Origin of the sequence: Oceanospirillum sediminis, assembly GCF_014164585.1 — a bacterium.
Lineage (GTDB): Bacteria > Pseudomonadota > Gammaproteobacteria > Pseudomonadales > Halomonadaceae > Oceanospirillum > Oceanospirillum sediminis.
Genome location: NZ_JACJFM010000001.1, coordinates 164,603 through 177,403, shown reverse-complemented (window position 1 = coordinate 177,403; position 12,801 = coordinate 164,603). Strand labels below are relative to the sequence as shown.

Genomic DNA, 12,801 nt, shown 5'->3' with positions numbered 1-12,801 from the left:
CCGATACCCGAGTGTCGGCAGCATTACGGAGATTCCATTATGGGCCGTAAACTACTGTATTTTCTAGACAATATTGAGAGCTATATTTGCCGCTTGCTGTTGGCAGGGTTTGTTACTCTGTTGTTTGCCCAGATTATTTCCCGCCAGTTATTTGACTATTCCTTCTCCTGGAGTGAAGAACTCTCGGTATATATGTTTGTCTGGTTTGTGTTCTTCGGTGCCAGCTATGCTGCAAAAATGGCTGCACATAACCGGGTGACCTTTCAGTACAAGCTGATGCCTGCCTGGTTACCGCCAATTCTGGAAGTGGTGACAGATCTGATCTGGGTTGCTTTTAACGCTTATTTTGTCTGGCTGGCTTATGACTTTGTATTTAATCGTATGAACCTGTTCTGGAAATCCCAGACGCTGGGTATTCCGATGAAATATATCTATCTGATATTGCCTGTGGCATTTGCTCTGATGACTTTCAGAATTCTGCAGGTGAACTACAACAAGCTGGTTAAGGGCAAAACTGTACACGCTCCGGATGATATTGATATGGATGAGATGCTGGAATATGAGCCACCTGGTGTATCGACGGGGTCATCCGATGGAACTAAAGCTATGAATCAGAATGATGCTGATCAGGCCGGAAAAGAACAGGAGGTGCGTCATGGATGAGTCCGGCATTGTGATGATTCTGTTTGGTTCTTTTCTGGTGCTTCTGGTGATGGGGGCTCCGGTAACAGTGGCGCTGGGCGTGTCGGCCATGGCCTCTTTTATCGCTTTAGATGAGAACCCGATTAAACTGGTACAGATCGCATTTACATCGGTCGGTTCTTTCCCGTTGATGGCCCTGCCAGCCTTTATTCTGGCCGGAGCTTTAATGGAGGCCGCAGGTATCTCTAAGCGTCTGGTAGCATTGGCTGAAAGTTTTGCCGGGCCTTTTACCGGAGGTATTTCGGCGGCGGCTGTACTGGCTTGTATGTTCTTTGGCGCTATTTCAGGTTCTGGTCCTGCGACTACGGCGGCAGTCGGCATGCTGATGATTCCGGCTATGGTCAAACGGGGTTACGAAAAAGGTTATGCCTCTGCGATTACCGCATCGTCCGGTGGCTTAGGCATTATTATTCCCCCATCAATTCCTATGGTGATTTTTGGCATTTCAGCAATCGGTCTTGCAGTGCCGCCAGAGGCTATTGAACAGCACGGGGAGTTCCAGAGTGTTTCTATTACCAAGCTCTTTGTGGCGGGGGTGATTCCCGGACTGGTGGTGTCCTGTTCTTTGCTGTTACTGAACTATATTCGCTGTAAGAAAGCTGGCTATCTGGGAACAGAGGAAGGCTGGGATTTTGAACAGATTGGTCAGGCATTTAAACATGGTTTCTGGTCCATTCTGGCGCCTCTGGTCATTCTTGGAGGAATCTATTCTGGTTTCTTTACGCCAACAGAGTCAGCGATTGTCGCTATCTTCTATACCCTGTTTGTCGGTGTTTTTATCCACAAAGAGCTGAGCTGGGATGATATTTTCCGCTCGCTGGAAACAACCACCTGGTTATCAGGCCGGGTATTGCTGATCCTGTTTACAGCCACGGTGTTCGGTCGTTTGCTGGTGGAGAATCAGATTCCGGCGATTGTGGCAGAGTCTATGCTCAGTCTGACCGATAACCTTTACCTGATCTGGGGGCTGATCATCGGTTTCCTGCTGTTTGTCGGGATGTTTATGGAAACTCTGGCGGCGATCATGATTCTGACACCGGTACTGCTGCCGGTAGCCTACAGCTTAGGTATTGATCCGGTACATTTTGGCATTGTGATGGTGTGTAGTCTGTCTATTGGTTTTTCAACACCGCCGTTGGGAGAAAACCTGTTTGTGGCTTCAGGTATATCCAATGTCTCACTGGAAGAGGTAACCATTAAAGCACTGCCGTTTGCACTTATGTCGGCACTGGCGGTGTTTGTTATCGCTTTCTTCCCTGAATTAACGCTGTTTTTGCCTTCATTTCTGGGCTACTGACCGGAGGCCTTCAGCCGGATGGTACGGAGACCTGCAGAGGCTTAACGGCATCTGTGAATTCAGAATATTTCGTCTTTTCTCTGTCGGATACAAAACGGTATCCGGCGGAGTACACTTATCAGGATGTAATCTATGTTGCCGGAAATTCGTAAGATACTGTACAGCACTGATCTTTCTCCCGGATCTTATGCGGCTCTGGAACAGGCGCTGTATATCGCTAAACAAACAGGGGCAGAGGTCTATATTCTGCATCTGGTGGAAAAGCTGTCAGATGATGCCCGTTTTACTCTGGAAACCTATCTGATGGATTCGAAAAACCGCTATCAGATTTTGCGTGAGCGTATTAAGCATGCCCAGCAACGTCTTGAAGCCAGCCAGGACGCTTTCTGGCAACGTCATCCGGATGAACAGGACGTCAGGGCTCATATTAAATCAATCCATATTGCTGAGGCCTATCCGGCAGAAGCGATTCTGAGGGTTTCACAGGATAAAGATGTTGATCTGATTGTGATGGGAACCCATGAGAAAGGGGTAATGCATACTTTTCTGGGCAGTGTCGCAAAAAATGTACTCGGTCGCTCCCGAATCCCTATGCTGGTTGTGCCTTTACCTGATGCGAGTTTTTAGATCTGTTTGAGAATATTCTATCAATCGGTGTAGCCTGAAGCCTTTTGGGTTCAGGCTACCTATGAGTCGATGCCTAGTGAGCTAAAGCGAAATCGATGATGCTTTGTTCATCCTCAGATTCTGTCGTGCATATTCCAATATTTTCTAAGCGGTCTCTGAATTTTTTCAGATAATTTATCAGAGGTTCGTTATCAGCACTTGCAATATCAAGAGTGAATAAAAGATCATCAGGTTTCGTCCCTGAGTTGATCAAATGCTCTGCTTGATTAAACCAAAGATCTGCATGTTTTACTGCAAGATTTGTCGTACTCTGGTCAAATGCTAATAGCTTAATAGCCCCTTTTGTATTCCCCTGATCTAAATGTACAAATGGCATATTTACCTGAACCAGTTCAGTTTGAAGTGACTCTTTCTTATATTTTTTGTCCAGATTCATCTCTTTCAGTGTTTGCCTGAGTCTTTGCTCCAACTGTGTTTCTCTGTAATCTCTGGTGTTGAAACTCCGGCCGACGAAATAGTCGAACAAGCGTTTAACCTCTTTGTTGATATCTTCAGTTAGTAAGACTCGGGTATCAGAGAAGTTAATGACTCCGCCTTTTATACGTGTTAACTCGGCAAAAACTGTTTTGCCGTATTCTGAATCTTTTCTTTCCAGTAGCTTCTGTGTCCGCTTGAACTCATTGCTCAGAGTGTTGATGATTGTTTTGTAAACACTCTTATCCATGTTGTGGAAAAACTGAGTTACTCTGCCAAAACGAGTCGGAGTTAAGCGAAATTCAAATTGTGATCTTGCAGGGCAGAAAAGTACAATACCAACATTGGCAAACTCTTCTGTTTCAACAAAAGGAGCAAAACGTACAATTTTGTATTGGCATGCAAATTTGTTCATGTGATCTTACTCCAGAATTCATCCTTGTCTACGAGGTCTAAAGCATTCCTGATATTGGTTAGTGTAGTATTTGCTGATTCAGAATATTCGATCCACTCATCAGGTATTTGTGATATGTTTGAGTACAATTCTATTTAGGCTGTATTCAGCTTACTCGTATAAGGTCACGCGTTAAAGGAAATATTTAAGTGAATAACTTATCATTCAAGAGTCTTGGTATTGATCCACATTTTCCCGGTATGCTGGATTTAACCCTGCTGAGAGACTACATAGAGAGCATTGATCATAGCATTGAAGCTTTGACTGAACGCTACACAGAAAAAGAGCTTATACGATATGGAGATTACGATGATCCTTGCGAAGTAAATTATATATATCAGGTGGCGGATGGATACTTGCCTAATGCAGTAAAGATGCCTTTGGTAGTGACAGCATATACTTGCTTAGAATCATCCATCGAACAACTACTTAATTATGCAAAAGAAAAAGAAGGCAAAGCAAAAAGCTATAAAGATGTTGAGGGAAAAAGCTCCGTCAACAAATACCAGAAATATATTACTAATGAGTTAAAGCTGAACTTTAAATTTAAAGAGGAAGTTAAATCAAATATCAGTGATATGAATAAGTTTAGAAACTGTATAGCGCATGCGAATGGAAACCTGAAACATTGGCCTGACAATAAAGTCCAAGAACTTAAGCTTATATCAGAAAGGTTGAATGGAAAATATGACACAGATATTTATGTTGGATATGATCTCAGAATATCAACAGCGTTTCTAAAATGGTGCTTAGATGTTACTAATAATTCTGTAAAACCTTTAGAGGATTGCTTGAAGCAACGATATAAACTACGTCCTTACCACATGTAGCAAAAAGGCAGCCGAAGCTGCCTTTTCAAACGCTGTTTGTCCTGAATGGTCTTAACCGACCCAGACACGAGCGTTGCGGAACATACGCATCCAGGCGCCGTCATCACTCCAGTCATCTGGTGACCAGGAGTTTGTCACAGCACGGTACACACGCTCAGGGTGTGGCATCATGATGGTGACTCGACCGTCAGTGGTAGTCACACCTGTTACGCCCGCCGGAGAACCATTCGGGTTTGCAGGATACATCTCAGTGACCTTGCCATAGTTATCCACATAGCGCAGAGCCAGTGCGCCACTGCCCAGCAGGTTATCCAGGTGTGCCTGATCGGCAAACTCAGCATGACCTTCGCCATGTGCCACAGCGATTGGCATACGGGAACCAGCCATACCCTGCAGGAATACCGATGGGCTGTCCTGTACTTCGACCATACAAACACGGGCTTCAAACTGCTCGGACTGGTTACGTACGAAGTGTGGCCAGTGCTCTGCACCCGGAATCAGTTCGTGCAGGTTAGACAGCATCTGACAACCGTTACATACGCCCAGAGCAAAGGTATCTTCACGGTGGAAGAAGGTTTTGAACTGCTCACGAGCAACCGGGTTGAACAAAATGCTCTTCGCCCAGCCTTCGCCTGCACCCAGGACATCACCGTAGGAGAAACCACCGCAAGCCACCAGACCACGGAACTGATCCAGGGTCACACGGCCTGACAGGATATCACTCATGTGAACATCAACCGCAGCAAAACCGGCACGATCAAAGGCGGCTGCCATTTCGATCTGACCGTTGACACCCTGCTCACGTACGATAGCCACCTTAGGACGGTTACCGGATGCGATCAGATCTGCAGCGATATCTTCGTTAACATCATAAGTCAGTTCAGCGTGCAGACCAGGGTTGGTGGAGTCCAGAATGGTATCGAACTCTTCCAGAGCGCAGTCGGCATTGTCACGCATGGACTGAATGCGGTAGCTGGTTTCGCTCCATAGACGCTGATAGTTAACACGGGCATTTTCCAGTACCGCTTCGCCATCAAAGGTAAAGCGAATCCAGTCTTCATCATTCAGTTCACCGATCACAGCGACACAGTCACCCAGACCTGCGGCTTCAAACTGTGCCAGCGCTTCTTCAGTATCTTCACGACGGATCTGAACTACAGCACCCAGCTCTTCGTTAAACAGAGCGGCCAGAATATCCGCGTTGTCGTTGCTGTTAGCCAGCAGATCCAGCTTGATGTTAAGACCCGTGTGACCGGCAAATGCCATTTCGGTCAGGGTTGCGAACAGACCACCGTCAGAACGGTCATGGTAAGCCAGCAGCTTATCGTCCTGGTTCAGCCCCTGAATGACCGCAAACAGCGCTTTCAGATCTTCTGCATCATCCAGATCCGGCGCTTCGTTACCAACCTGATTGAAAACCTGGGCCAGTGCAGAACCACCCAGACGATTCTGACCACGACCCAGATCGATCGCTAACAGATCGGTTTCACCTTTATCGGTACGCAGTTCAGGGGTTAGGGTTTTAGCCGAGTTCAGTACCGGAGCAAAGCCGGTAATCACCAGAGACAGTGGCGAGGTGATCGCCTTCTGTTCGCCTTCATCATCCCATACGGTACGCATGGACATGGAGTCTTTACCTACCGGAATGGCGATACCCAGCTCTGGAGCCAGTTCCATACCAACGGCATGAACGGTATCGTACAGCGCCTGGTTCTGACCATCGTGGCTGGCGGCAGACATCCAGTTAGCCGACAGCTTGATATCACCCATTTTTTCGATATTGGCCGCCGCCAGGTTGGTAATGGTTTCAGCAACCGCCATACGACCCGATGCGGCAGGATTGATCAGCGCCAGCGGGGTACGCTCACCCATCGCCATCGCTTCACCGGTCAGGGAGTCCTGAGTGGTGGTGGTTACCGCCACATCCGCCACAGGCACCTGCCAGGGGCCGACCATCTGATCACGGGCTACCATACCGGTAATGGAACGGTCACCAATGGTGATCAGGAAAGATTTGCTCGCAACCGTTGGCAGTTGCAGTACACGGGATGCCGCTTCTTTCAGCTCAACCTCAGCAAAGTCCAGAGCAGGCAGCTCAGGATTCACGCGGTTAAACTCACGGTGCATCTTAGGCGGTTTACCGAACAACACGCTCATTGGCAGATCAACCGGCTCATTGCTGAATACGGTATCATGTACGGTCAGATGCATCTCTTCGGTGGCTTCACCGACAACCGCAAACGGACAACGCTCACGGGCACAGATCGCTTCGAAGGCTTCCAGATTCTCTGGAGAAACCGCCATCACATAGCGCTCCTGAGATTCGTTACACCAGATTTCCAGCGGGCTCATGCCTGGCTCATCGTTCAGTACCTTGCGCAGGTTGAACTGACCGCCACGCTCGCCATCTTTAACCAGTTCAGGCAGAGCGTTGGACAGACCGCCTGCACCCACATCGTGGATAAAGCTGATCGGGTTTTTGTCACCCAGCTGCCAGCACTGGTCGATCACTTCCTGACAGCGACGCTCCATTTCTGGGTTTTCACGCTGTACAGAAGCGAAGTCCAGGTCTTCAGAGCTGGCACCAGTGGCCATAGAAGAGGCTGCACCGCCGCCCAGACCGATCAGCATCGCCGGGCCACCCAGCACGATCAGTTTAGCGCCAACGATAATCTCGCCTTTCTCAACGTGGTCAGCACGGATATTACCCATACCACCGGCCAGCATAATTGGCTTGTGGTAGCCCCACATCTCTTCGCCGTTTACGCCCATCGCTTTCTCTTCGAAAGTACGGAAGTAACCGTTCAGGTTAGGACGACCAAACTCGTTGTTAAACGCCGCGCCGCCCAGAGGACCTTCGATCATAATATCCAGCGCAGATACGATACGCGCAGGTTTGCCGTAGTCGCCTTCCCACGCTTGTTTGTAATCAGGGATATTCAGGTTGGATACGGTAAAGCCGGTCAGACCCGCTTTTGGCTTGGAACCACGACCAGTGGCACCTTCATCACGGATCTCACCACCGGAACCGGTTGCCGCACCCGGGAAAGGGGCAATCGCGGTTGGGTGGTTGTGGGTTTCAACCTTCATCAGCAGGTGTACAGCTTCGTTGTTTTTGCCGTACTCTTTTGATTCCGGGTTCGGGAAGAAGCGGTTGGCTTCATGACCCACAATCACAGACGCGTTATCTTTATAGGCAGACAATACATCCGTTGGATTCTGCTGGTAGGTGTTCTTGATCATGCCAAACAGGGATTTTTCCTGTTCAACACCATCGATCGTCCAGCTGGCGTTAAAGATCTTGTGACGACAGTGCTCAGAGTTCGCCTGGGCAAACATCATCAGCTCAACATCGTTCGGATTACGGCCCAACTCGATAAAGCTGGTCACCAGGTAATCGATCTCATCTTCAGCCAGAGCCAGACCCAGAGACAGGTTGGCTTCTTCCAGTGCCGGACGACCACGACCCAGAATATCAACAGACGTCATCGCACGAGGTGCTTCCTGACTGAACAGACAGCTGGCGTCATCCAGATCATTCAGTACTGCCTGAGTCATACGGTCATGCAGCAGAGCAACGACCTGGTTGCTTTCATCTGCTGATAAATTATCGGCCTGTACATAGTAAGCGATACCGCGTTCAATACGTTCAATGGCTTCAAGGCCACAGTTGTGAGCAATATCAGTCGCTTTAGATGACCATGGGGAGATGGTTCCCGGACGTGGCACGACCAGGAACAGGGTGCCAGAAGGCTCCTTTACATCGGCTTTTGGACCGTAGCGAAGAATGCGGTCAAGCACGCTCTGCTGGTCGTCGTCCAGGCTGGCCGACAGATCGGCAAAGTGAACGAACTCGGCATATACATCCTTGATAGCAGGCACTGCCGCTTGCAGGGCAGTTAATAGCTTACGGGTTCGGAAGGCGGAAAGGGCGGGCGCTCCACGCAACTTAAGCATGACGAAAAGAAGCCTCTTAAAAATAGTTTCAGAAACTGGAACCTGTGGCTACTCTTAGAAAACAGCACAAAGTGTCAATAAAGGATATACTCTGTTCCGCGATTTTCATGAAGCAGACACGATAAGGGTGCTAATAATACTGCAAACACCATTAGTAAAGCCAATACAGAGAGCCGGATTATCTGAAATATGGACCAGTTCCGGTTTTTCGTTGTCAAAAAAGTGCGACAATAGACAATGCGGTAATCCTTCTACACCTATAAAAATGATTTTCCGGGAAAACTGACCGTGCGACAGGCATTAGAATCTTTTACCAGAGCTTTGACATTAGCCTCGCTCTTGCTGATGGCTGTGTTCCTGTCTGCCTGTAAAGAAGAAACGCCCTCTGTGCTGGAAGAAATTAAACAGCAGGGTGTGCTGAAAATTCTGACCCGGAATACGCCGACAACTTATTACGAAGGCAGTGAAGGGCCTTCAGGCATGGAATATGAGCTGGCCTCCCTGTTTGCAGACTACCTGGGGGTGAAACTGGAGATCAGCAGTAACCATGATATTAAAGAGATTTACCAGGCTCTGGAGCAAGGCAAAGCCCATATCGGTGCGGCAGGGCTGGAAGTCAGTCTGGATAAAATAGGGGATTTTTTCTACGCCCCGCAATATATGCGTGTTGATCCCATTGTGGTGTATAACCGCACAAACGAAAAACCGGCAGGACTGGATAATCTGGTTGGTAGTCAGATAGCGGTTATTTCCGGTACAGAGTCCGCTCGCTTACTACGGGAGCTTCAGGCCGACTATCCCAAACTCAGCTGGAAAGAAACCGCTGATCTGGAAGCGACAGACCTGATTCGTATGGTGCAGGAAGGTGAGCTGGACTATGCCGTAGTCAACTCCAATGAACTGGATATCAATCTGGCTTATTACACCAGGGCGCGTGAAGCTTTCAAACTGCCTCGCCAGCACTCCCTGGCCTGGGTGATGCCAAAGTCCAGGGATCATACTCTTTATCAGGCAGTAAAAGCCTTTTTCACTGATCTGGAAGCTAAAGGCGAACTGGCACAGATGCGGGATCGTTATTACGGCCATAAAGAGGAGCTGAACTACGTTGGTGTTCAGCTTTTTTTGCGTCATGTTCGAAATCGTTTTCCAAAATATGAAAAGCACTTCAAGGATGCGGCAGAAAAGTATGAGCTGGATTGGCGCTTACTGGCCGCAGTAGGTTATCAGGAGTCTCACTGGCGTCCGCTGGCAAAATCTCCGACCGGAGTGCGCGGTATTATGATGCTGACACTGAATACTGCCAGCGATATGGGGGTGACAGACCGTCTGGATGCTAAACAGAGTATTTATGGTGGTGCCCGGTATCTATCTAAGCTGATTCGCCGTATTCCTGAGCGTATTCAGGAACCAGACAGAACCTGGATGGCTCTGGCATCCTATAATGTAGGCTTTGGACATCTGGAAGATGCTCGCATTATCACTCAGCATCTGAAGAAAGATCCGGATAAATGGATTGATGTGAGGCAACACCTCCCTCTGTTGCAGAAAAGAGAGTGGTATAAGCAAACTAAATACGGTTTTGCCCGCGGGCAGGAACCTGTCACTTATGTACAGAATATCCGTCAGTATTACGATATTCTCAGCTGGTACGATACCCGTTTACAACAGCTGGTACAGAACCGGGTAGTTGAACGACCGGTCGATGAGAGTGTCAGCTTCAGTATCGTGCCACCTGTGCTCTGATCTGTTTTCCTGAGTCACTCCAGCCTGATAAGGGTTGAGATTTTATGGTGTGTCAGGCTTTGCAACAGGTTCTTTCTGCTTACGACGTTCAGCAAAAAACTGTTGCAGTAATTTTTTGCAGCGGCTGGCCAGGATTCCACCTTCAATCTCTGGGTGATGATTATACCAGGGTTGTGAGAACAGATTGCAGATACTCTCGCTGACACCGGTTCTGGGTTCTGCGGCACCGTACCAGACTTTCCGGATTCTGCTGTTGATAATCGCTCCGGCACACATGGTACAGGGTTCCAGTGTCACGTATAGCTCACAGTCATTCAAACGATAGTTATCCAGTGTTTTAGCGGCATCTCTCAGAGCCATGATTTCAGCATGAGCCGTCGGGTCGCAGCCTGAAATTGGCTGATTCCAGCCTCGGCCAACAATGTCTCCGTGATAAACCACCACCGCTCCGACCGGAACCTCGTTCTGCTCTGCCGCACGGCTGGCAAGTTCCAGCGCTCTGTGCATATAGTATTCGGGTTTATGCATGAATTATATTTCTCTCAATATATCTGAATGCGTCTGCTCCGGTCTGAAGCGCGCTATTCAGATGGTAATACTATGATCCGGGTTACAGAAATTCTGACACTATTCTGAGATGATGGCAGCCATGATCCGTTTTGAGATTATTCAGCTATCTTGTTGAATTACCGATAATAACTGAATAAGGGACCGTGATCTTCGAAATTTATTACAGGGACCTGCCTGATATTTTCTATGCTTTTAGCTGCCGCTTTAAATTTACAGGGTAGTTCTGAGCTTCAGGTTTAATCAATATTCAACAGGCTTTTCAGTATGCCGGAGGCATTATGTTTCACAAATTAAACCGTTTTTTGCCTGTCAGATCGATCTCTGCCCTGTTGCTTGCTGCTGTGACAGCGGGGACAACATTATCGGTTCAGGCGGCACCACTTCGTTTTAAGGTCGGATATCCGGTTGACGCTCATCCACCCTATTATATGGACTCAGGTACTCAGATACCGGCTAAGGATCCGGGCTTCGCGGTAGAGATCCTGCAGGCGGTGGGTAAACAGGTAAAAGAGGTTAAGTTCAGTCTGGTACGTTGTCAGTTTGATGATTGCCTGCAGCAAATTAAAACAGGCAAACTGGATGGTTTGTTTAATGTACCCTATCGGGAGAAATGGCTGTTTACCGGTAAATACCCTTTTTCTAAAGCCAAAGTCGATCCGCGTCAGAAGATCTATCGTGAGGAATACTTTCTGTACCGGGTGAAAGATACTCAGGTTGCTACCAATGGCCGTCGTATCTATGGTATCCGTAATCAGAGTGTTATTGTGGCAGGGGTTCACAGCGCTGTTGATGAGCAGCTGAAAGAAGAGAAGTATCCGTTGCTGCGCAAAGCAAACACGACAGAAGCTTTGCAGGCGCTATTACAGCGAGAGTCACCCGCTGCGGTACTGGTTGGTAACTATGTTGAGACCCTGGCCCGAAAACACCCTGAACTGGCTGAGCTGATTCGTCGTTCCCATGAACCTATGATGACGGAAGATTACTATCTGATGCTCAGCCGCCAGTTCTACGCGAAAAAGCCCTGGCTTGCGGAAATAATCTGGGATAAACAGACCGAATTTATTCAGAGCAACGGTCCCCGTCTGGAAGAGAAATATATTCAGTAATCGCTTTGCTTAGCCTCAATAAAACCGGTTCATCAGAATCGGTTTTTGTTTATATCCAGAAAGATGCTCCTGAATTCGGTGTTGTAGTAGCGCTTGCTGCAGGCAGAGCTGAATTAAAAGCTGTTTTTTTCATCCGATTTCAGATTAATACCATACTACACTTCAGGCAAAGAGCAGATCTCATTGTCCGGGAAATCTTGCGCTGAACTGAGACGAGGTGGTGTGATGAAACAAGCAGGTGTAGTAAACAAAGTCGGTCTTCTGCCATGTATTATGTTTGCTCTGTCAGGGAATCTGATGGCTGCAGAGGGGAAGGATGTTATATATCAGGTGGATGGCCTGAATTATGAAGGTTTTTACATGCCTTCTGCGCAGCAGCCTGAAAAATCTCCTCTGGTTCTGTTGATTCATGACTGGGATGGCCTGACCGATTACGAAAAACAGCGGGCAGCTATGCTATCCGATCTGGGATATAACGTGTTTGCGGCAGATCTTTTTGGTCAGGGTATCCGTCCTGTTGAGGTGAAGGATAAACGTCAGCACACCGGGGAATTGTATAAAGACCGGAATAAAATGCGTCAGTTGATGCAGGGAGCTATTCGTAAAGCGGTTGATTTGGGAGCGGATAGCAGTAATGCTGTTGCGATGGGTTACTGTTTTGGCGGAGCTGCTGTACTGGAGCTGGCTCGCTCTGGCCAGGCTATGAAAGGCTTTGTGACGTTTCACGGTGGCCTGAAAACCCCGGATGGTCAGAACTATCAGGCAACTCAGGGAAAACTTCTGGTGTTGCATGGCACTGCTGATACAGCAATACCTATGATTCAGTTTGCTGCTCTGGCAACGGAACTGGAAAGCAGTGCAGTTGCCCATGAAATGATCACTTACAGTGGTGCTCCACATGCTTTTACCGTGTTTGGCAGTCCCCGTTACCGCGAAGAGGCGGATCAGAAATCCTGGAAGAGATTTACAGAGTTTCTGCAGCAACAGACGAGATAAGCTGTATTCGTACAGATAAGCATAGCAACAGACATAAAAAAGCCC

At 48.1% G+C, this 12,801-nt stretch carries 10 protein-coding genes; 7 read left to right on the top strand and 3 right to left on the bottom strand.

Annotated features, from left to right (window positions below):
- Window positions 1–39: 39 nt before the first annotated feature.
- The 3 genes from H4O21_RS00725 to H4O21_RS00715 all read left to right on the top strand — a co-directional run bounded on the left by H4O21_RS00725 (window position 40) and on the right by H4O21_RS00715 (window position 2,626).
- The gene (locus tag H4O21_RS00725) at window positions 40–663 is read left to right on the top strand and encodes a TRAP transporter small permease (protein ID WP_182806905.1); all 624 of its coding nucleotides are present in this window, start codon (window positions 40–42) and stop codon (window positions 661–663) included.
- The gene (locus tag H4O21_RS00720) at window positions 656–1,999 is read left to right on the top strand and encodes a TRAP transporter large permease (RefSeq protein ID WP_182806903.1); all 1,344 of its coding nucleotides are present in this window, start codon (window positions 656–658) and stop codon (window positions 1,997–1,999) included. The genes H4O21_RS00725 and H4O21_RS00720 overlap by 8 nt, the downstream gene beginning before the upstream one ends.
- 132 nt (window positions 2,000–2,131) lie before the next feature.
- Window positions 2,132–2,626, top strand: a complete 495-nt coding sequence (locus H4O21_RS00715; protein WP_182806901.1) for a universal stress protein — start codon at window positions 2,132–2,134, stop codon at window positions 2,624–2,626.
- Window positions 2,627–2,699: 73 nt separating this feature from the next.
- Here the strand turns inward: H4O21_RS00715 and H4O21_RS00710 are convergent, their stop codons facing one another.
- Window positions 2,700–3,515 (bottom strand): DUF3037 domain-containing protein, encoded by an 816-nt coding sequence (locus tag H4O21_RS00710; protein ID WP_182806899.1) that lies wholly within the window; start codon window positions 3,513–3,515, stop codon window positions 2,700–2,702.
- A gap of 188 nt (window positions 3,516–3,703) precedes the next feature.
- Here H4O21_RS00710 and H4O21_RS00705 point away from each other — a divergent pair, with 188 nt between their 5' ends.
- Window positions 3,704–4,384 carry a hypothetical protein gene (locus tag H4O21_RS00705; protein ID WP_182806897.1) on the top strand — a complete coding sequence of 227 codons (681 nt, stop codon included), beginning with the start codon at window positions 3,704–3,706 and terminating at the stop codon, window positions 4,382–4,384.
- A 51-nt stretch (window positions 4,385–4,435) separates the two neighbouring features.
- Here the strand turns inward: H4O21_RS00705 and purL are convergent, their stop codons facing one another.
- Window positions 4,436–8,341, bottom strand: coding sequence for a phosphoribosylformylglycinamidine synthase (gene purL / locus H4O21_RS00700; protein ID WP_182806895.1), 3,906 nt, complete (start codon window positions 8,339–8,341; stop codon window positions 4,436–4,438).
- A 288-nt stretch (window positions 8,342–8,629) separates the two neighbouring features.
- Here purL and mltF point away from each other — a divergent pair, with 288 nt between their 5' ends.
- Window positions 8,630–10,084 (top strand): membrane-bound lytic murein transglycosylase MltF, encoded by a 1,455-nt coding sequence (gene mltF / locus H4O21_RS00695; protein WP_182806893.1) that lies wholly within the window; start codon window positions 8,630–8,632, stop codon window positions 10,082–10,084.
- A gap of 42 nt (window positions 10,085–10,126) precedes the next feature.
- Here mltF and tadA read toward each other — a convergent pair whose 3' ends face one another.
- Window positions 10,127–10,612: a tRNA adenosine(34) deaminase TadA gene (gene tadA, locus H4O21_RS00690; protein WP_182806892.1), complete on the bottom strand. Its 486-nt coding sequence runs from the start codon at window positions 10,610–10,612 to the stop codon at window positions 10,127–10,129.
- A 320-nt stretch (window positions 10,613–10,932) separates the two neighbouring features.
- Between tadA and H4O21_RS00685 the strand changes: the two genes are divergently transcribed.
- Both H4O21_RS00685 and H4O21_RS00680 read left to right on the top strand, forming a co-directional pair.
- A complete protein-coding gene (locus H4O21_RS00685) occupies window positions 10,933–11,760 on the top strand; it encodes a substrate-binding periplasmic protein (RefSeq protein WP_182806890.1) in 828 nt (275 codons plus the stop codon).
- 225 nt (window positions 11,761–11,985) lie between these two features.
- Window positions 11,986–12,756: a dienelactone hydrolase family protein gene (locus H4O21_RS00680; protein ID WP_182806889.1), complete on the top strand. Its 771-nt coding sequence runs from the start codon at window positions 11,986–11,988 to the stop codon at window positions 12,754–12,756.
- The last annotated feature ends 45 nt before the right edge of the window (window positions 12,757–12,801 follow it).

Excerpts from the sequence above, each read along its gene's own strand:
- H4O21_RS00725 (WP_182806905.1), top strand. The coding sequence starts at position 40 with ATGGGCCGTAAACTACTGTATTTTCTAGACAATATTGAGAGCTATATT.
- H4O21_RS00720 (WP_182806903.1), top strand. The coding sequence starts at position 656 with ATGGATGAGTCCGGCATTGTGATGATTCTGTTTGGTTCTTTTCTGGTG.
- H4O21_RS00715 (WP_182806901.1), top strand. The coding sequence starts at position 2,132 with ATGTTGCCGGAAATTCGTAAGATACTGTACAGCACTGATCTTTCTCCC.
- H4O21_RS00710 (WP_182806899.1), bottom strand. The coding sequence starts at position 3,515 with ATGAACAAATTTGCATGCCAATACAAAATTGTACGTTTTGCTCCTTTT.
- purL (WP_182806895.1), bottom strand. The coding sequence starts at position 8,341 with ATGCTTAAGTTGCGTGGAGCGCCCGCCCTTTCCGCCTTCCGAACCCGT.
- tadA (WP_182806892.1), bottom strand. The coding sequence starts at position 10,612 with ATGCATAAACCCGAATACTATATGCACAGAGCGCTGGAACTTGCCAGC.
- H4O21_RS00685 (WP_182806890.1), top strand. The coding sequence starts at position 10,933 with ATGTTTCACAAATTAAACCGTTTTTTGCCTGTCAGATCGATCTCTGCC.
- H4O21_RS00680 (WP_182806889.1), top strand. The coding sequence starts at position 11,986 with ATGAAACAAGCAGGTGTAGTAAACAAAGTCGGTCTTCTGCCATGTATT.